Source organism: Pseudomonas khavaziana, from assembly GCF_019145205.1.
GTDB classification, from domain to species: Bacteria; Pseudomonadota; Gammaproteobacteria; order Pseudomonadales; family Pseudomonadaceae; genus Aquipseudomonas; species Aquipseudomonas khavaziana.
The window spans coordinates 209050-229701 of record NZ_JAHSTT010000007.1 but is presented as its reverse complement, the minus strand read 5'-3'; the positions used below and the strand labels follow the sequence as shown (position 1 = coordinate 229701).

General features: G+C 60.0%; 12 protein-coding genes. 7 read left to right on the top strand and 5 right to left on the bottom strand.

Going from position 1 to position 20652, the window contains the following annotated elements; translation table 11 throughout:
• The first annotated feature begins 6 nt into the window (after positions 1-6).
• Entirely contained in the window at positions 7-5340 is a 5334-nt protein-coding gene (locus KVH01_RS18595; RefSeq protein WP_217882393.1) for a dermonecrotic toxin domain-containing protein, read from the top strand.
• Positions 5341-5885: 545 nt separating this feature from the next.
• Here the strand turns inward: KVH01_RS18595 and KVH01_RS18590 are convergent.
• The 3 genes from KVH01_RS18590 to KVH01_RS18580 form a co-directional block, all read right to left on the bottom strand.
• Positions 5886-6785 carry a hydroxymethylglutaryl-CoA lyase gene (locus KVH01_RS18590; protein WP_043049961.1) on the bottom strand — a complete coding sequence of 300 codons (900 nt, stop codon included), beginning with the start codon at positions 6783-6785 and terminating at the stop codon, positions 5886-5888.
• A 16-nt stretch (positions 6786-6801) separates the two neighbouring features.
• A complete protein-coding gene (locus KVH01_RS18585) occupies positions 6802-7194 on the bottom strand; it encodes a MerR family transcriptional regulator (RefSeq protein ID WP_043049962.1) in 393 nt (130 codons plus the stop codon).
• 182 nt (positions 7195-7376) lie between these two features.
• Positions 7377-8312, bottom strand: a complete 936-nt coding sequence (locus KVH01_RS18580) for a LysR family transcriptional regulator (RefSeq protein ID WP_056846586.1) — start codon at positions 8310-8312, stop codon at positions 7377-7379.
• A 151-nt stretch (positions 8313-8463) separates the two neighbouring features.
• On the opposite strand from KVH01_RS18580, the gene KVH01_RS18575 reads away from it, so the two are divergent.
• Positions 8464-9693: an acyl-CoA dehydrogenase gene (locus KVH01_RS18575; RefSeq protein ID WP_043049964.1), complete on the top strand. Its 1230-nt coding sequence runs from the start codon at positions 8464-8466 to the stop codon at positions 9691-9693.
• Between the two features lie 120 nt (positions 9694-9813).
• Here KVH01_RS18575 and KVH01_RS18570 read toward each other — a convergent pair whose 3' ends face one another.
• Together KVH01_RS18570 and xthA are read right to left on the bottom strand one after the other, a co-directional pair.
• Positions 9814-11145, bottom strand: coding sequence for a substrate-binding domain-containing protein (locus tag KVH01_RS18570; protein WP_217882392.1), 1332 nt, complete (start codon positions 11143-11145; stop codon positions 9814-9816).
• A gap of 209 nt (positions 11146-11354) precedes the next feature.
• On the bottom strand, positions 11355-12167 hold the full coding sequence (xthA, locus tag KVH01_RS18565; RefSeq protein ID WP_043049966.1) for an exodeoxyribonuclease III: 813 nt from the start codon (positions 12165-12167) through the stop codon (positions 11355-11357).
• A 167-nt stretch (positions 12168-12334) separates the two neighbouring features.
• Between xthA and KVH01_RS18560 the strand changes: the two genes are divergently transcribed.
• The 5 genes from KVH01_RS18560 (at position 12335) to KVH01_RS18540 (ending at position 20651) form a co-directional block, all read left to right on the top strand.
• Positions 12335-12985, top strand: coding sequence for a GNAT family N-acetyltransferase (locus KVH01_RS18560; RefSeq protein ID WP_217882391.1), 651 nt, complete (start codon positions 12335-12337; stop codon positions 12983-12985).
• Positions 12986-13048: 63 nt separating this feature from the next.
• Positions 13049-14776, top strand: coding sequence for an autotransporter assembly complex protein TamA (locus tag KVH01_RS18555; RefSeq protein WP_217882390.1), 1728 nt, complete (start codon positions 13049-13051; stop codon positions 14774-14776).
• Positions 14776-18462, top strand: a complete 3687-nt coding sequence (locus KVH01_RS18550; RefSeq protein WP_217882389.1) for a translocation/assembly module TamB domain-containing protein — start codon at positions 14776-14778, stop codon at positions 18460-18462. The genes KVH01_RS18555 and KVH01_RS18550 overlap by 1 nt, the downstream gene beginning before the upstream one ends.
• A gap of 267 nt (positions 18463-18729) precedes the next feature.
• Entirely contained in the window at positions 18730-19203 is a 474-nt protein-coding gene (locus KVH01_RS18545; protein ID WP_217882388.1) for a MarR family winged helix-turn-helix transcriptional regulator, read from the top strand.
• On the top strand, positions 19200-20651 hold the full coding sequence (locus tag KVH01_RS18540; protein ID WP_217882387.1) for an efflux transporter outer membrane subunit: 1452 nt from the start codon (positions 19200-19202) through the stop codon (positions 20649-20651). Before KVH01_RS18545 ends, KVH01_RS18540 begins: the two co-directional genes overlap by 4 nt.
• Position 20652 lies beyond the last annotated feature (1 nt).

The window sequence follows — 20652 nt, the reverse complement described above, 5'->3', positions numbered from 1 at the left end:
CCTGATATGAGCGATATGGACACCGCATTCGCACTGGTAGAAGCGCAAAGTATTCATACCGGTCCGATCAGGGAGCACATCCCTGGTTGGTATACCGACTCTTCGTTGCGCCGAAAGCGCGAACTGGCTGAATTTGCACTGGAGGTGCCGGACTTTTACCGCTGCGCCGATACCGTAACGCGTGAATCGATCCATGCAGCCCATGCCGACGGTTGGGCTGCATTGAATGCGATCGACCGGGTTTTTGATGGGCTCAAGGACAGCGTCGAGTATGTCGAACCCCTGTTGGTCAAGGCGATAAAAGAGCAGTTCAATCTTGATCTGGATGTCCGGCGAACCTTTTTTGCGCGCAAAATTTACTACCGAAAACGTGTCGATGAGCGCAGCGATTTGGGGGGCGCATTTGCGTTTGCGACAAATGTTGGCGGACAGAGGGACTATTACTACTCAGGCATCACGTTGCTGGAAGCCGCAATGGGTAACTTCTCTGCTAGCGAAGCGCTTCAGGGGCCGTGCGACGATTGCCAACTGATTACGCGGTTTGATTTCCATAGCAACAGCGAAATATTGTCCACCGAATTTGCCGTCAAGCAGTTGGTGCTGCCACTGCCAGCCTATCGGTTTGCGGACCTTTGCCGCAGCCTTGATCTGGGTAAGCAGTACCAGGCGCATGTCGACTCAGTGCTTGTTCCCGTTGATGAACCAGGAACCGACGCGGGTACGGCAGTCAACGCATTGCTGCGGGAATTGGTTGCGTATAAAAAAAAGCAATTGGAGGTTCAGGCCCGGGTCGCACTGGTGCGTCAACACATCGCACCGGACAGTTTCCAGATGATCTTGGATTACGCAGCCTACCGTTTAGGGCAGAAAACCGTTAGCTGGAGGGGAGGGAATATGATGTGCTCCTCTCCGACGATCGAACGTGTGCAAACCAGGCAGATCATGTTGTTTTACACCGACGCCCCCCGTGTCGAGAACTACCTGCTTTACGTACCGGGTGACCCAGACAAGCCCCTGATGGAATACACGTCGCTATGGGCAGTGGCCGATGATTTGGCCAAACGTCTGTGCTCATCCGAGTATCGTCTGTTTTTCAGTCGATTTATTCCGGTTGAGCACCAAAGTGAGTTTTTTACTGCGGTTAAACGGACCCTGGATCCTGAAGACATCTATGGGCTGCATGACAACTTCACGTTAGACAGCAGCGCAGGGCATCACCGGCCTCGGATATTTGAGACAACCTACTACGTCGATTGGCATTACTGGTCGCAGCAGCAACTGACCCTCGTCCGCGATAACGCCAAGGCACTGGTGGTGTCCACGGCAGATCAAGACACACGCGCCAGGCTTGAATGGTTACAGGCGGTCGGCAGTGCGGCGTTGGACGTCTTTAACCTGGCCTCATTCGTTGTTCCGGGGCTAGGTCCCTTGATGATGATGATCGGTGCCATTCAGATAATGTATGAGCTGGAGCAAACCGTTTCCAACTTCAGGGCAGGTGATACGAAAGAGGGGTGGGCACACGCGTCGGGGATCATGCTGAACCTGGCGCTTGCAGCTGCCGGGCACAAGCTTATTCCGGTCATCAGCGAGTCTGAGTATGTCAAAGGCTGGGTGCATGTGCTCTCGCCCCAGGGGAAAACACGTCTGGCGAGACCGAACGTGGACGATTATCAACAATCGGTGACGATGCCATCGCGTGCGCGCCCGGATTCCATGGGGTTGTATACCCATGCCGGCAAACGCTACTTACCGGCACGGAACGGGCGTTATTACGAGCTGGCGTTTGCGGATGACGCCTTCACTCTCCGTCACCCCAGCGATGTACGACGCTATGCGCCACGCGTCACGCATAACGGCATGGGCGCCTGGGTACACGAATTTGAGCAACCACTCAGTTGGGACCGGCGCACCCTTATGCGGCGTATCGGCCCTGCTGTGGATGGGCTCAACGACGAGCAGTTAGAGCAGATTTACCAGGTCAGCGGAGTCCAGGAAGACCAGTTGCGCAAGATGTACATCGACCTGGCGTCACCGCCACCGCTAGTGGCTGAGACCATCCGGCGTTTTCAGATTGATCGTCGTTACGGCGGTTTTATTGAGCAGATGCGCAGCCCGGACCCAGCGGTCTACAGTCGGGCAGATCCTGATCTGCAGCTGGAACTGATGACCCACGAAAGTATTTGGCCCTCTTCCAGGGGCCTGAGTGTCATTGGTACCGAGCAAGGCACCACGATTTATCAGGCGCCTGCTGGATCGCAAACGTTGGCCCAAGTGGCGATCAGCGAGCAAGCGTTGGCCAACGGACAACTGCTCGACACGGTGATCGCGGACCTGAGTGACGAGCAGTTGAAGGTCTTGTTGGGTGAGGATGTACAGGAAGCCCGACTGCGCGAAGGGCGCGATGATAGTTCGCACTCAGGCGGGTACTCCCAAGAACTGAAAAAATTGCTGCGCCGCCCCCGTGATCCTGGAGCGACGCTGTCGAGGTTGCGACTGCGTTTGGTACTGGCGGCGCGATCCAGGCGTGAAGAGCTGTTGAGCGCCGTACCTCAGAGCCCGGATGAGCCGGCGCGGTGGGTCCAGGAGGCGTTTCCCGAGTTGCCTGCGGTTGCGGTAGGGCAGTTGCTGGAACATATGGATGAGACTCAGCGTCAACAATTGACTACCACCCAACGTCCTCCCTTGCGGCTTTCCCAAGAGGCTCGCGAATACCTGGATGCCTTTCGACTGCAACGAGCTTACGAAGGCCTCTACCTGTATGAAGGCACGAGCGAAGACATAGCGCGTCTCGCCCTGCACACCTTGGAAAAAATGCCGGGATGGTCGGACACGGTACGTATCGAATTACGCGACGGCTCGTTTACGGGGCCGGTGTTGGACAGCATCGGGCCGAATAAGGCCGAGCGGACCAGTGTCTTTATCAAACGTGCTGACGGTCGCGTAGGGAGTTCATGGCACTCCTATGACACGGAAAGGTTCTACGAGTCACTGTTTAACATGGTACCGATGCCTGATGTCGAGGTCATGGTTTACCCTGGAGAAGCGCGCTGGACGAACTTGCGCCAAGCCTTGCAGCGACAGGCACCCACCCCGGACGAGTTACGCGATACCCTTGATATGCCCAGCGTCAGGCAGGGCTATCAATCGCCGATGGCATTGGCTCAAGGTGCCCGGGGGCTTAGCGCGGTAGCGCCCTCAACGCGCGCCTTCCAATGCCGCTTCGAAGCTCACAGCCTGTATCCCGGTTCTACGCTGGAGCAAATTGAGGCCTACCTGAACGTCAAGGGGCAGGGGGATGCGTTCATGCTCAAGGAGATTCGCCGACTGCAGGTTGAATTTAACCGCTTGGGCAAGGACTTGAAGCGATGGGCAAACACGCACCCCAGCAAGTTAAAGGTCGCAGAGAGCATCAAGGCGTGCTGGCAGCGACGTACCGAGCTTGTTCACAATAATGCAGGTGAGGTAACAGGTTATGCCCTTGACCTCAGCAATTGGCTTGTCGAAGACTTGCCGACGTTGACGGTCGAAATGCCCCATGTGTCGAGTCTGTCTCTGCGACGCATGGGCTTGCTCAATAACGTCGGGGAGTTTCTGGAAGCCTTCAAGGGCCTGCGCCACCTGGTTTTGGATGGAAACCGGCTGACCGACCTGCCAAAAATCATTGGCAGCATGAGCGGGCTGACCCAATTGTCCCTGGGGGGCAATCAACTGCGGTTGACCCTGGACAGTGTGAAGGCGTTGGCTCGCTTGAAGCATTTAAGGGTGCTCTCTCTGTCGAACAACCCTCTGGTGCTGGCTCCGGATGTAAGCGCCATGGCGCAGTTGGATCAGCTCTACCTGGCCCATTGCCAGTTGAACGTGTTGCCCGTCGGGGTGCTTGAGCTGCGTCGGTTAAGGCGCCTGGACTTGCGTGGCAACCTGTTGGTGGAGCTGCCCCGGACGCTATTTCAGCGAACCGCGGCGCAGAACCGCGGGACGACGTTGCAGGAGAACCCTGAGTTATCCCTGCACACCCTGGACCGAATTGAAGCCTATAGACTGCGTAGCGGGGTGGCATTGCTCGACAGGGCGATGCCAAGGTATGTCACTGAGAACGTTGCTTTGTTGGTTTGGCTTGAAGAAATGCCAGTTGCTCAACGTGTACAACTGACACAGCTATGGCAGGACCTTAGGGTAGAGCCTGGGGCCGATGCTTTTTTTCGGCTGATTGCGGATATGACGCGTTCGGCGACTTACAAGGCTGCCTCGGCACGCGCCGGACTCGCGGAGCAAGTCTGGACGCTGATAAAAGATGTTGCGGACGATGAGCAACTTCGTCGGGAGATTTTCGCGGCGGTCGACGCCCCAGGTACCTGTACGGACCAACGCACCGATGTGCTGTTCAAGCTCCGTCTACAGGTGCGAATTCATAAAGCTGGGCTTGACGCCGGTACTTTGCAGGTTGAGTCGGGGCTGATAGCGCTGGGCAGGGGCCATTTTCGTCTGGTGGAGCTGGATAAACTGGTCAGCGCTGATATTGCAGCGCGTCAATCGGCGTTGCACGCACGTGCTGCTGCTACTGCGGTGAGCGAGGCTGCGGCTGCCGCTCGGGAACAAGCATTGCCAAATGCCGCCGATTTGGCCGAGGCCGCACAGGCGGCAACAGAGGCTGCAGAGAGCGCAGAGGCCGCGGCACAACTGGGGGCGCCAGGGGCCCAGGCCGCAGATGCTGCCGAACGCCAGGCACGCGAGATTGCGAATACGGCAGGCATTGTTGATTGGCCCAGAGAGCCCTTTAGTGAAGGTCTCGAGGTGGATCTGGTTTATCGCACCTCCTTGGCCGATCGGCTCGAACTGCCGCTCCAGCCGCGCCTCATCATGTTTGGGGATATCTACCCGGTCAGCGAACCGGTCATACGCCAAGCCGGCGACACAATTGAGCACAAGGAGGCCGTGCCGGGTGTGCTGGCGCGTTTTTTGGTGGAAGAGGCTTTTTGGGAGGATCACCTGAGGAAGCTCTATGCCAATGACATTGAGCAACGCTTCAGTCAAACCAAACAAATGCTTCAAGAAAAATCGTCCGCACTGGATGACCTCGAAGATAGCGTCGGGAACTATTATGGAACCGAGAATGCTGAGGCGCGTCGCTCGCATCTAGAGGATGTCAACGAGGCGTTGGAGGAAGTACAGAGGCTTTTCGGTTTAGAGCTTCAGCAGATTGTCGATCCTGCGGGGATGCCGCAAGGGGACTTTCTATCAACCCAACGCATTGCATTGGGAGATGCCTGGGTTTTAGAGGAAAAGCGTGCTCTGGTGGCTGTTACCCAATCAATCCTGGATCGACCCGTGCCCCTCTGAACCGTGCGTCAGGAAGCACAAAGGGGACCCGAAGGTCCCCTTTAATTTGTCGTTGCGTGCTCTTTTCTTATTATTGAGGGGCGGCCTGTTGTTGTTTTTGGTAGCCGTGGCCCGTACCGCTGTTTTTGGCGACCCCATCCGGGATCAAGAGCAAACGTATTTTTTTGAACGCTGACCTGCTTCTTCGTAAACGATCCAACCAGTGGGCAGCTACCTGAGGTAGTTTTATTTTTCTCTATCCGGTTGCGGGTTGCGGCATGCCGTACCCTGGGAAGCACATCTTCTCCAAAAAAATCTGTTAGCTGCGTCTCTGCCGTGTTGTTTTTGTTATGTCAGAGTCGTTTCGTCTTATTTTTATTAGGTTTGGAGCTTTTTATTCTTGTTATGCCATAGAGATAGCAGAAGGCGTGCCAACTTTATAAATTCCTTTAAAATCAATGATTTAATTTTTTAGCCAGATATATTTGTTGGGTCGCACCATAAATTCTGTTCCCTCGTTACCCGTTGTGCGGGTGTGCGGTAACACATTGTCACAGCTGTGCTACTCACCCGGCGTTACGCGCTCTCGCTACACGGGAACCCGTGGGCCGCCCAAGCACGTCGCAGATCTGCTGACCCGCGCCAATCAAGCGCTCCAGGTCAATGCCCGTGTCGATACCCAGGCCATTGAGCAGGTACAGCACATCCTCGGTAGCGACGTTACCGCTCGCGCCCTTGGCGTAAGGGCAACCGCCGAGGCCGGCGATGGAGCTGTCGAACACCTGGATGCCTTCCAGCAGGCTGGCGTAGACATTAGCGATGGCCTGGCCATAGGTGTCATGGAAATGCCCGGCCAGCTTGTCCCGCGGCACCTGGGCACCGACCACTTCGAACAGCCGCCGGGTTGCCCCCGCCGTGCCGGTGCCGATGGTGTCGCCCAGGGACACTTCATAGCAGCCCATGGCATACAGTTCGCGAGCGACGGCCGCCACCTGCGCTGGGGCGATATCGCCTTCATACGGGCAACCCAACACGCACGACACATACCCGCGCACGCTGATGCCTTGCTGCTTGGCCGCATCCATGATGGGTGCGAACCGCGCCAGGCTTTCGCTGATGGAGCAGTTGATATTGCGCTGGGAAAACGCTTCGGACGCTGCGGCAAATACCGCAACTTCCTTGACCCCGGCCGCCAGCGCATCCTCGAACCCGCGCAGGTTTGGCGCCAGCGCCCCATAGGTCACGCCGGGCTTGCGCTGGATCTGTGCAAACACCTCGGCTGAGCCGGCCATTTGCGGCACCCATTTGGGCGAGACAAAACTGCCGACTTCGATATAGCTCAACCCGGCGTCGCTCAAGGCGTCCACCAGCTGGACCTTATCCGCCACGCTGATGGGCTGGGCTTCGTTCTGCAAACCGTCGCGCGGGCCGACTTCCACCAGGCGTACGTGTGAGGGGAGGGACATGGCAGTTACCTTCTGGTCAATGGCCGGCTTGGCTGATGGTGTGCGCGAGTGCCTGGGTGCAACGCTCTTCGGCGGTGTCCAGCTCGAGCTTCATTTGTTCGATATCCAGCAACTGTTGCTCAAGTTGTTCACGGCGTTCGGCGATCTTGGCCAGCATGCTGTTGAGTTGGATCTGGTTGCCGCCGGTGGGGTCGTAGAGTTCGATCAGCTCGCGGCATTCGGCCAGGGAAAAGCCGATGCGTTTGCCGCGCAGGATCAGCTTGAGGCTGACTTTGTCCCGCGCCGAGTAGATGCGCTCCTGGCCCCGGCGTTCCGGGGCCAGCAGGCCTTGTTCTTCATAGAAGCGAATGGCACGGGTAGTGATGTCGAGCTCGCGGGCGAGGTCGGAGATGCTGTAGGTGGTGCTCATGGCGGTGCTCAAGAAAGGCTTGGCGCTAAGCTAATTGCAGGTTGACGTGAACGTCAAGGCCGCCATCAACACGGTAGGAGCGAGCTTGCTCGCGAAAAATCCGAGAGCACCGAGCTAAACCAGGCAGCCCTCGTCATCGTTGACGATTTTCGCGAGCAAGCTCGCTCCTACGACGTCAGGGCTCAGGCTTGTTGTTTATCGAGTTTCTTTTCATGGGCCGTCACCTGCTGGCACAACTCGATCATCTGCTCACGCATCCAGCGGTTCGCCGGGTCCTGGTCGGTGCTTTCATGCCAGTACAGATGGGTTTCCACCAGCGGTACGTCATTGACCGGCAAATTGAACCAGTGCAGTTCATGACGGCGGGCGAAGCGCTCGGGCACGGTCATCACCATGTCGGTCTGCTGCAACACCTGGGAAGCCATCAGGTAATGCTGGGAACGCAGGGCGATCTTGCGCTGGATGCCCATTTTGCCCAAGGCCAAGTCTACATGGCCCAACCCGTTACGGCGGCTGGAGATATGGATATGGGTCAACGACAGGTAGTCATCCAGGCTGAATTTGTCCTTGCCCGCCATCGGGTGGCCCTTGCGCATGGCGCACACGTAGCGGTCTTCCATGAGCTTGACATGGCGCACCTGTGGGTCGGTGTTGAGCGGTGCGTCCACGGCAAAATCCAGGCGCCCGGCCGCCAACTCCTTGGTGGTTTCACGGCGCTTGGACAGGAAACTCTCGATCACCACCGTCGGCGCCAGGCGGCGCAGGCGTTGGAACAGCTGCGGCAGGATCACCGCCTCGGTGAGGTCGGTCATGCTGATGCGGTAGGTCTTGGCCGCCTGCTGCGGGTTGAAGATGCGGCTTTCCTGCACCGACACCCGTAGCAACGACAGCGCATTGCGCACCGGGCCGATGATGTTCTGCGCCATGGGCGTGGGCACCATGCCTTGGGCGGTGCGCACGAATAACGGGTCGTTGAAGGTCTCGCGCAGGCGTGCCAGGGCGTTGGACACCGCCGGTTGGGTGATGCCGACGATCTGCCCGGCACGGGTCAGGTTGGCTTCGGTGTAGATCGCATCAAAGACGATGAAGAGGTTGAGGTCGACCTTGCTCAGATTCATTTCGTTGCGCTCTTCTTGTTAGAGGTCCATGCGCCGATCATATATCGGTGATGAATGTTAATACACGCCGAGAATAGGCTAGGTAAATTATCAACGCTGTTCTAGCATCGATTGCATGACCTAAACAACCTCTCAGAGAAGGGAGCTGCCCATGGATTTCGCCTATTCGCCCAAGGTTCAGGAACTGCGTGAACGTGTCACTGCGTTCATGGACGCTTACGTCTACCCGGCCGAGCCGGTGTTCGAGCGCCAGGTCAGCGAAGGTGATCGCTGGCAGCCCACCGCCATCATGGAAGAACTCAAGGCCAAGGCTAAGGCCGAGGGCTTGTGGAACCTGTTCCTGCCCGAATCCGAACTGGGCGCAGGGCTAACCAACCTTGAATACGCACCGCTGGCGGAAATCATGGGCAGGTCCTTGCTCGGCCCGGAGCCGTTCAACTGCTCCGCGCCCGACACCGGCAATATGGAAGTGCTGGTGCGCTACGCCAACGAAGAGCAGAAACAGCGCTGGCTCGAACCGCTGCTGCGCGGTGAGATTCGCTCTGCCTTCGCCATGACCGAACCGGACGTGGCTTCCTCGGACGCCACCAACATGGCTGCCCGCGCCGAACGCCAGGGCGACGAGTGGGTAATCAACGGCAAGAAATGGTGGACTTCAGGTGCTTGCGACCCGCGCTGCAAAATCCTGATCTTCATGGGCCTGAGCAACCCGGATGCACCGCGCCACCAGCAGCACTCGATGATCCTCGTTCCTGTGGACACCCCCGGGGTGAAAATCCTGCGTCCGCTGCCGGTGTTCGGCTACGACGACGCGCCCCACGGCCACGCCGAAGTGCTGTTCGACAACGTGCGCGTGCCCTACGAAAACGTTTTGCTGGGGGAGGGGCGTGGCTTCGAGATCGCCCAGGGCCGCCTTGGCCCGGGCCGTATCCACCACTGCATGCGCTCCGTCGGCATGGCCGAACGCGCCTTGGAATTGATGTGCAAACGCTCGGTCAGCCGCACCGCGTTCGGCAAACCCCTGGCGCGCCTGGGGGGCAATATCGACAAGATCGCCGACTCGCGCATGGAGATCGACATGGCGCGCCTGCTGACCTTGAAAGCGGCGTACATGATGGACACGGTGGGCAATAAAGTGGCGAAAAGCGAAATCGCCCAGATCAAGGTGGTGGCGCCGAATGTAGCCTTGAAGGTCATCGATCGTGCGATCCAGATCCATGGCGGCGCCGGGGTTTCCAATGATTTCCCGCTGGCCTATATGTACGCCATGCAACGCACTCTGCGCCTGGCCGACGGCCCGGACGAGGTGCATCGTGCGGCGATCGGCAAGTTCGAGATCGGCAAGTATGTGCCGCGGGAGTTGATGCGTAGCGGGCAGTAGCACCGCGTCGCCTGCAATCGGGGGCAAGCCCCCTCGCACATTTTGACTGTATTCACAAATCCAAGTGTGGGAGGGGGCTTGCCCCGATGAGGCCAGTCCAGGCACCTCAAACTCCAAGGCTCAGTACACCCAGACCTCAACCCGCCGATTCTTGATGCGCCCCTCATCCGCCGTATTCGCCGCTACCGGCATCTGCGCGCCGAACCCGCGGATATCCCTCGGCACTACGCCGCTTTTCACCAGCTCCCGGCGCACCGCCATGGCCCTCAACTTGGACAATAATGCTGCACGCTGCGGATCATTCTTGGCATCGCCAAACCCCACCAGGGTTACCTGTTTATCGAGCTTGCCGTGGCTTCGTATATAAGCCACCACCCGCTGCAGATCCTGGCGCGCCTTGTTGTCGAGGCTGGCGCTGCCTTCCTCGAAACGGAAATTCACGGTCAAACGCTGGGCGTCATGGGCGAGGGCCTGGTAGTCGTCGGGCATTGACGGGCGTGGCGCCACGCTAATCGCCTGCACCTGTTGGGCGATAAAGCCATTGGCGGCGACTATCGCCTGGCCCTGGCTGCCTTGGGTGAAGTCCACCAGCGCCTTGGCCCAGGGATTGCGGGAGGAGGGCGGCAGGTAAAAGAACAGTCGCCGAGACAGTGGGTAATCCTCGGTGGCAATCAAGCTGGTCAACGGCAACATCGGTTGTGAGTCGCCGTCGACAATCGCCACTGCCTTGGCCTGGCGCACGTAGGGCAAGCCGATAAAACCGATGCCCTGGGGGTCATGACTGACCGCATCGGACAGCGCCTCGCTGGACTCGAAACGCTGTGCGGTCCCGGCAAGCGGTTTGCCGCGTCGGCTCAACACCAGTTCCTTGAAGGTGTCGTAGGTGCCGGACTGATCATCCCGGGCATACAAATGAATGACCCCGCCAATGCCGCCCAGCGCTTCCCAGGTGCTGACCTCGCCGTTGAAGATCTGCGCCAGTTGCTCGGTGTTCAGCGTATTGAGTGGATTGCGCGGGTTGAGGATGATTGCCAGGCCATCGATGGCAATCACCTGTTCGGCTTCGGGGCTTTTCAGGTCACCCAGGGACTCGAGGTCTACCAGTTCGCTGTCCTTGATCGGGCGGGACGCCGCGGCGAGGTCGGCACGGTTGTTTTTCAGCGCAGCAAAACCAGTGCTGGAACCATGGGCAGCCACTTCGATGGTCACGGTCTTGCCTTGGCGCGTCTTGCCAACCAGCCGCTGTTCGTTTGCTCCGTCACCCGGTTCGCTGTGTACACCTTGCAGGCCTTGATGCTCCATCAGACCCTTGACCAACGCCGGGCCGACTGCCGCCCCGATGGTATTGGAACCCTGGATGCGCAGCGCCGGGCCTTGGCCTGGGACGGGAAGGGGAGCGGCCACGGTGGGCAGGGAGATCGCAAAGCACAGGAACAGAACGCGCAGCCTCATGCTGGCACCTTCTCAAGCCAAGGGAGTGCCGGGAGATTAAGTCAGTCGGATTGCAGCCATATGACCGACACGGGCGCTGGCAAACCCTGATGCCCTGTAGGAGCGAGCTTGCTCGCGAAAAACGTCAACGATAACGCAGCGAATCTGTTTTAACGCGGCGCTTTCAAGTTCTTCGCGAGCAAGCTCGCTCCTACAATCTGTTTTTGAGGTCAGCTCAGTTCCAACCAGATCGGCGCATGGTCCGATGGCTTCTCCAAGCCACGCAAATCGTAATCCACCCCGGCATCCTTGACCCGCGGTACCAAGCCGGTGGACGCCATGATCACGTCAATGCGCAGCCCACGCTTGGGCTCGTCTTCAAACCCACGGCTGCGGTAGTCGAACCAGCTGAAGCGGTCGGCCACGTCCGGGTTGAGGTGGCGGAAGCTGTCCACCAGGCCCCAGTTCTTCAGGCGTGCCATCCACTCGCGTTCTTCCGGCAGGAAGCTGCACTTGCCGGTTTTCAGCCAGCGCTTGGCGTTGTCGGCGCCGATGCCGATGTCACAGTCCTCCGGGGAAATGTTCACGTCGCCCATCACCACCAGTGCCTGGTCGTTGCTGAACTGGCTTTCCAACAGGTGCTGCAAGTCTGCGTAGAAGCGCTGCTTGGCTGGGAACTTGGTCGGATGGTCGCGGCTTTCACCCTGGGGGAAGTAGCCGTTCATGATAGTCACCGGGTGGCCGTTTTCATCGGCGAAGGTGCCCCAGATAAAACGCCGCTGGGCGTCCTCTTCATCGCTGGCAAAACCTTTGTGCACGCTCAGGGCTTCTTTGCGCGAGAGCAGGGCCACGCCGTAGTGGCCTTTCTGCCCGTGGTAGTACACGTGATACCCCAGGGCTTGCACTTCGGCCAGGGGGAACTGGTCATCGTGGACCTTGGTTTCCTGCAGGCCGATCACGTCCGGTTGATGCTTTTCAATCAGCGCCGCCAGCTGATGAGGGCGAGCACGCAGCCCGTTGATATTGAAGGAGACGATTTTCATGGTCGGCAGTCCAGTCTGGCAAAAGGGCGATGCTAGCCGACAAGTCCGGCGGGGGCCAGCGTGGCGGTCGGGTGAATGCGCTGCTAATGTCTGGGAACGACTGGAGCTGTACAGGTTCGTACCCATAAGAACGCCATGTTTGAGTGGCGCCCAGGAGATTGACTGTTATGCCAGACACTTCGACGGCCGTTGCCGACATTCGCCTGCTCAATAGCGGTTACTCCCGCGAGGCGCGATCCCTGCTTTACCAGGCGTATCGCCACGAGCCGACCTTCGCCTACATCTTCGAAGCCGAGCGGCCGGGTTATGAGCAACGGGTGCGCGCCACCGTGCGCGAACTGGTCAAGCAGCACTTCTTCCAGAAGCTTCCCGCCATCGGCCTGTTCGTCAACGACCGGCTGATCGGCATCGCCCTGATTGCACCGCCCCAGCGGCGCCTTGGCATCACCGAGAGTTGGGCGTGGCAGATCCGCATGTGGCTGAGTACCGGCGTGCGCGGGACGCGGCGTTACCTGGAATACCATCAGGCGGTCCTGGCATGCCTGCCCAGCGAGTCGGTGCATGTATTGCCGCTGTTGGGTATTCACCCACAGTTCCAGGGCAAGCACTTCGGTGAGCAACTACTGGAAGCCGTACACAATTGGTGCGCCGACGACCCGCATTCCTCCGGGGTGGTGCTCGACACCGGCAACTCCCGCTACCTGGATTTCTACAAGCGCCAAGGCTATGAAGAGATCGGCGAAGTCGCCGTAGGCCCGGTGCTGGAGCATGTGTTTTTCCATCCCAATCCCCAGGCGTTACATGCTGCAACGGCTTAGACAGAATTATTCAGACAAATCCGGGTTCAAAGACTCTCCCCAGCTCGTGTAGCATCCGCGCCTATGAAGTTTCCAGGAAGATTTACCAGCGGCTTGATTCTGCTGTTCACAAGCTGCGGCGCATTCGCGCAAAGCGAACTGGACGTGCGGATCAAACCCTCAAACGACGCGCTGAAAGCCAACATCGAAGGCTACATCGGCGGGGTGGGCGATCGTGATGAAGAAGCCTTGCTGCGGTTCAGCCGTGGCGCCGAAGAGCAGGCGCGCAAAGCCGCGCAGGCTTTAGGCTTCTATCAGCCGCAGATTGCCAGCGAGGTGAAGGGCGGCAAGAATCCGCGTCTGACTCTCACCATCGATCCCGGCGAACCAGTGCACTTGCGCGACGTGACCATTCGGGTGGATGGCCAGGCCGCGAGCCTCAAGGTTTTTCGCGTACCTGCCAGCGACGACCTCAAATCCGGCGCGGTGCTCAACCACGGCCATTACGAAGACGCCAAGCGCCTGATCCAGAACCAGGCCTCGCGCTACGGGTTTTTCAGCGGGCGCTTTACCAGCCAGAAGCTCGCGGTTGACCCTCAAGCGGGCGTGGCCGACATCGAACTCATTTACGACAGCGGCCCGCGCTACAGCATGGGCAAGGTCAGCTTCAGCGGCGACACGCCGTTTGATGAAGAGCTGTTGCAACGCATGGTGCCGTTCAACAGCGGCACGCCGTATGACTCCGAACTGATCGCCGAACTTAACCAGAACCTGCAAGCCAGCGGCTTCTTCGAAGGCGTGCGGGTGGACGCCAGCCCCACTGCCGCGACCAATGACGTAATCCCGGTTGCCGTGCAGCTGGAAACCCGCAAGCCGCGCACCATGGGCCTGGGCCTGGGTTACTCCACCGACGTCGGCCCACGTGGCAAAGCCAACTGGACTCGCCATTGGGTCAACCCCCAGGGCCACAGTTATGGCTGGGAAGCCGAACTGTCGGCGCCGCGGCAGAACGTCGGCCTGTGGTACGACATCCCGCTCGACCCGCCGCTCACCGACAAATTGCGCTTCGCCGGCGGCTATCAGAATGAAGAGATCGCCAACACCGACACCCTGAGCAAGCTGCTCACCGTCGGCCCTGAATGGCACAGCAAGTTGCCCAGTGGCTGGACGCGGGTGATTTCTCTCAAGTACCAGCGTGAAGAATACCGCCTGGGCAATGACTCGGGGATGAGTAACCTGTTGATGCCGGGGGTCAGTTATTCCTACCTGCGCAGCGACAACCGAATCGACCCGCACCATGGGTATCGCCTGATGTTCGACACCAAGGTCGCCAAAGAGGGCCTGGGGTCTGACACCAACCTGCTTTACGGCACGGCCACCGTCAAAGGCCTGACCACTTTGTGGGACAACCACCGCTTTCTGGGGCGCGCACAATTTGGCGGCAGTGCCACCAACGGCTACAAATCCGTGCCGCCGTCGTTGCGCTTCTTTGCCGGTGGTGACCAGAGCGTGCGCGGTTACGAGTACCAGACCCTGTCGCCCGAGAACGACCGCGGCGATCGCATCGGTGGTCGCTACATGGTGGCCTTGAGTGCCGAGTATCAATACTCCATCACCGACAAATGGCGTATCGCGACCTTTATCGACCAGGGCAACTCTTTCAACAACCTCGACCTGCCGAGCCTGAAAACCGGCGTGGGCGTCGGCGTGCGCTGGGTATCGCCGGTGGGGCCGATTCGCCTCGACCTGGCCCATGCCCTCGAAGATCCGGGCGGCGTTCGATTGCACTTTTCCATGGGGCCTGAGCTGTGATGCGTGGTTTGAAAATCGCAGGGCTGGCGTTGGTTGCCATCCTCGTCTTGCTGTTGTTGGCGCTGTGGTCAGTGCTTGGTACCCAGGCGGGCAGTCGCTGGGCCTTGGGCCAGGTGCCAGGTTTGAGCGTGGAAAATTTCCAGGGGCGCCTGGGCGGGCAGTGGAGTGCCGATCATTTGCTGTGGCAGCAGGATGGCAGCCGCGTCGAGCTGAATGCGCCAAAGTTTGACTGGTCGCCCGGCTGCCTGCTTCGCATGACCCTTTGTATCGACCAATTGGATGTGGAACAGGTCAGCCTGGAATTTGCGCCCAGTACCGACGAAAGCAACAGCGGGCCGATCCAACTGCCTGAGCTCAAACTGCCGGTTGCGATCCAGTTGGGCGATGTGCGCATCGGTCGCCTGCTGTTCAACGGCAGCGAAGAACTCAAGGGCCTGCAACTGGCGGCGCACTGGACTGGCGCCGGTATGCAGATCGACTCGGTACATTTACAGCGCGACGACCTGGTGCTGGACCTCGCCGGCCTGCTGCAACCCACCGGCGACTGGCCGCTGAACGCCACCGGCAACTTGAGCCTGCCCTACGCCCCTGGCGGTGCTCCCTGGAGCGTTGCGCTCAAGATCGACGGCGACTTGCTCAAAACCCTCAAACTCGACGCCGACAGCAGCGGTTACTTGCCGGCCAAGCTCAGCGGCGAGTTGCAACCCCTGGTAGAAAACCTGCCGGCGCAGTTGCGCATCACCTCCGAGGCGTTCAAACCCAGCGCCGACCTGCCCGACACCTTGCAACTCAACCAATTGGACCTGAGTGCCAAGGGCGACCTGAAAAGCGGCTACCAGTTACTCGGCAAGGCCGTGCTACCGGCGGAAAAAGGCCCGGTGGATTTACTGCTGCAAGGCAAGGTTGACGCCAAGGGCGCGCAGATCGCCGGACTGGACCTGAATGCCGGTGACCAGCAAAGCCTCAAGCTCAGTGCGAACCTGGATTGGCAACAAGGCTTCAGTGCTGACGCCAAAATCGACTGGCTGGATTTCCCCTGGCATCGCCTCTATCCCCTGATCGACGAGCCACAAGTGGCAGTGCGTACCTTCAATGGTGAAATCTCCTATAAAGACGGCAATTACCTGGGCAATCTCAAGGCCGACCTCGACGGCCCGGCGGGTAAGTTCAATGTGGTCACCCCCTTCAGTGGTGACCTCAAGCAAGTCTTCCTGCCCGAGTTGAAACTGACGGCCGGTCAGGGTAAAGCCGAAGGCCACCTGAACCTGCAGTTTGCCGACGGTATTGCCTGGGATACCGCCCTGGACCTGTCGGCACTGAACCCGGCGTACTGGGTGGCCGAGTTACCCGGCACCCTGGCCGGACCGCTTCGCAGCAAAGGCGAGTTCAAGAACGAACAACTCAAGCTCAACGCTGACCTCGACCTCAAGGGCCGCCTGCGCGGGCAAACCGCTGTGTTGGCGGCCAAGGCCGAAGGTGCAGGCGAACAATGGACCCTCGCCAACCTGGATATTCGCCTGGGTGACAACCGCATCAACGGCAGCGGCAGCCTGCAACAACGCCTGGCCGGGCAGATCGACATCAAGCTGACGCGCCTGGCCCAGCTCTGGCCGCAACTGCGCGGGCAAATCAATGGGCGTGTCGATGTAGCCGGTACCTTGAAAGCGCCGCAAGGCAAGCTCGACCTCAAGGGCCAACAACTGGCATTTGCCGACAACCGCCTGCAATCGCTCAACCTCGACGCCAGCCTCGATACCGCCCAACGCGCCAGGCTCGACCTCAAGGCCAGCGGCATCTACGCCGGCGAAACCCAGGTCGGCAACCTGACCGCCAGCGCCCAGGGCGATATCAAGAACCAAAAGGTCCAGTTGGACCTGGCCGGCCCCTTGGTCAAGCTGGCCCTGGCACTGGATGGCAACCTCGACAAAGACAACTGGCGCGGGCGCCTGGCCAGCGGCAACGTACAAGCAGGCGGCCAGGATTGGCGGCTGCAAGCCCCGGCAAAAATCGAGCGGCTGGCCGATGGCAAGCTGACCTTCGGTGCGCACTGCTGGGTTTCCGGCCCTGCCAGCCTGTGTGGCGAAGACCAGCGGCTGATGCCCGAACCGAAGCTGCGTTACCACCTCAAGCAATTTCCCATCGAAAGCCTTGCGGCATTTTTGCCCAAAGACTTCGCCTGGCAGGGCAAGCTCAATGCTGACGTGCAGCTTGACCTGCCTGAAAGCGGCCCAAAGGGTGTGGTAGCGGTAGATGCCAGCGGTGGCACCTTGCGCGTGCGCGACAAGGGCCAATGGCTGGATTTCCCCTACAACACCCTGAAGCTGGAAACCACCCTCAATCCCAAGCGCATCGACACTCAGCTCAACTTTCATGGCGGCAAGCTCGGCGAATTGCTGTTGCAGGCGCAGATCAACCCGCTGCCGAACAACAAGCCAATCACCGGCAACTTCAGCCTTACTGGCCTGGACCTCGCCGTGGCGCGGCCCTTTGTGCCAATGGTTGAAAAACTCACCGGCAAGCTCAACGGCAGCGGCCGCATCTCCGGCGGCTTGCTCGCGCCGCTGGTCAACGGCAACCTGAACCTGGTGGACGGCGAAGTCTCCGGGCCGGAACTGCCCATCAGCCTCGAGGGCCTGAACCTGCAGGCGCAGATCGCCGGCGAAAGCGTGCAGCTCAACGGCGGCTGGCACAGCGGCAAGGCCGGGCAGGGCAGCCTTAAGGGCCAGATCGACTGGGGCCGCGCCCTGGTGGTCGACCTTAGCCTCAAAGGCTCGCAACTGCCGGTCACCGTGGAACCCTACGCCAAGCTGGAAGTGGCGCCTGACCTGAAGATCAGCCTCAAGGACGACAAGTTGGCGATTGCCGGCAAAGTCCACATCCCCCGTGGCGACATCACCGTGCGCGAACTGCCGCCTTCGACGGTCAAGGTGTCCGACGACACCGTGATCATTGGCAGCCAGACCGAAGAGGGCAAGCCGCCGATGGCCATGGCCATGGATATCGACGTGGAGGTAGGCGAAGACCAGCTCAACTTCGCCGGCTTCGGCCTCACCGCCAAGGTCCAGGGCCATGTGCACATCGGCGACAACATGGATACCCGTGGCGAACTGTGGCTCAACGACGGTCGCTACCGCGCCTACGGCCAGCGCCTCAACGTGCGCCGTGCGCGGCTGCTGTTCGCCGGGCCGCTGGACCAACCGTTCCTGGATATCGAAGCCGTGCGCGTGGTGGTCGAATCGTCCCGCACCGTGACCGCCGGTATTCGCCTGAGCGGCAGTGCTGAACAACCGACCACGCAGATCTTCTCCGAGCCGGCCATGGCCCAGGAAGATGCGCTGTCGTACCTGGTGCTGGGGCGTTCGCGCACCAACACTGGCGAAGACAACAACATGCTCGCCGAAGCCGCCCTGGGCCTGGGCTTGATGGGCAGCGCCGGGGTGACCACGGATATCGCCAATAAGCTGGGGATTCAGGATTTTGATCTGGACACCCAAGGCACTGGCAACAGTACGGCGGTGGTCGCGAGCGGCAAGATCAACGAGAAGCTCAGCCTGCGTTATGGGGTCGGGGTGTTCGAACCGGCTAACACCATTGCCTTGCGCTATTTGTTGAGCAAGAAGGTGTACCTGGAAGTCGCTACGGGCGTAGCCAGTTCCCTGGATATCTTTTACAAACGCGATTTCTGATCGGTACGCGGTAAAAAAATGTGGGAGGGGCGGTGCGACGATTCGACTTGCTCCCGATAGCGATCGGTCAGCTACAAACAAGTTGACTGACATACCGCTATCGGGAGCAAGTCGAATCGTCGCACCGCCCCTCTCACATTGGTTTTTATTTCACTCCAGCCTTCAGCCAACTACCAAGCAACCTAATAATTCCATTTGACATTCGCTGCCTAAGCAGTAACATCTCGTCACACATTCACTGCCTAGGCAGTAATAAGGTGACTTTCGATGCCTCACTTCACCCCCGATAACTTCCACAACTGCCACCTCGGCCTGTTGCTGGGGCGCGCCGCGATTCTCAAGGACCGCATCATCGACACCCATATGGAACCCCACGGCATCACTGCCGCGCAGTTCAAGGTGTTGATCATCATGGCCCAGTTCGGCGTCGACACCCCGGCTGAGCTGTGCCGCAACCTGTCCCTCGATAGCGGCTCGATGACGCGGATGCTCGACCGGCTGGAGCAAAAAGACCTGCTCAGCCGCAAGCGTTCCGAGCTGGATCGCCGCCAGGTGCAGTTGGTGCTGACCGCCGAGGGCCAGCGCCTGGCGGACATGCTCCCGCACATTGGCGCCCAGGCCCTCAACCAGTTGGCCGGCGTCCTCGAGGCGGGCGAGCTGGAGACCCTGGAGCGAATCCTGAAGAAAATGCTCATCGCTGCGGGTGACCCCATCACGATCCAGCGGGTAGGTAGATCATGAACACACGCGCATTCAGCCTGGTGCTGGCGGCGATGACGTTGGCCGGTTGCGCCAATTACAGCGGTCTCGACACACAAGGCCAGCGCCTCGACGCCAATACCCTGCAAACCGGTAAATCCCTCGGCGGCGTGACGTTGTCGAACGCTGCCTGGCCGGCTGCCGACTGGTGGAAAAGCCTTGGCGACCCACGGCTCGACAGCCTGATCGCCGAAGCCCTGCAAAACAGCCCCGACATGCAAGTCGCCGACGCCCGTGCCCATCAGGCCGAAGCCGCTGCCTATGCCGCCAACGCTGCGCGCATGCCAACCCTGGATGCCAGCGCCGGTGTGAGCCGCTCGCGCCTGGCCAAGGACCAGGACCCACGCGGGCAGGGCGATGCCTATTCGACGGTGCGCAACATCGGCGCCAGCTTCAATTACAACTTCGACCTCTGGGGCGGCCAGCGCGCCGCCTGGGAAGCCGCCCTGGGCGAGGCCCGCGCCGCCGAAGTCGATCAACAGGCCGCACGCCTGACCCTGGCCGCCAACGTGGCCAAGGCCTACAGCGACCTGGGCCAGGCGCATATCGTGCGCGACCTGGCGGTCGACGACCTCAAGCGCACCCGCCAGATGCTTGACCTGAGCAAGCGCCGCCTGAGTTCCGGCATCGACAGTGAATACCAATACCAGCAGACCGAGAGCCTGGAAGCCAGCTCCCAGTCGCAGTTGATCGATGCGGAAAAACAGCTGCAAAGCGCCAAGATCGCCCTCGCCGTGTTGCTCGGCAAAGGCCCGGACCGGGGTGACGAGTTGGCCCGCCCGGCGGTGCTCAAACCCAGCGCCGTCGCCGTACCTTCGGTGTTACCCGCTGAGCTGCTCGGCCGTCGTCCTGACCTGATCGCAGCACGTTGGCGAGTAGAAGCGGCGAGCAAGAACATCGACGCGAGCAAGACCCGCTTCTACCCCAACCTCAACCTGAGCGCGAGCGCCGGGGCCGAGTCGTTGCTGGGGGACGCGATGTTCGGTTCGGCCAGCCGTTTCTTCAACATTGCACCGACGATTTCGCTGCCGATCTTCGACGGCGGCCGCCTGCGTGCCGACCTCGACGCTCGCGACGCCGATTACGACCTGGCCGTGGCCCAGTACAACAAGACCCTGGTGCAAGCCCTGGGTGATATCGGCACCACCCTCTCGCAATTGCGCGACACCGGGCGGCAGATCCAGGCCCAGCAACATGCCGCCGACATCGCGCAGCAGTCTTACGACACCGGGGTGCAACGCTACAGCTCAGGCATCGGCAACTACCTGGATGTGCTCAGCATCGAGCAGCAATTGCTGCAGGCCCAGCGTCAGCTGGCGACCTTGAATGCGGCGCAGATCGACCTGTCGATTCAACTGATGCAGGCCCTGGGTGGCGGGTACAACGCCAGCAATGTGGCCGCGACCACCCCAGCTACACGCACGGAATAAT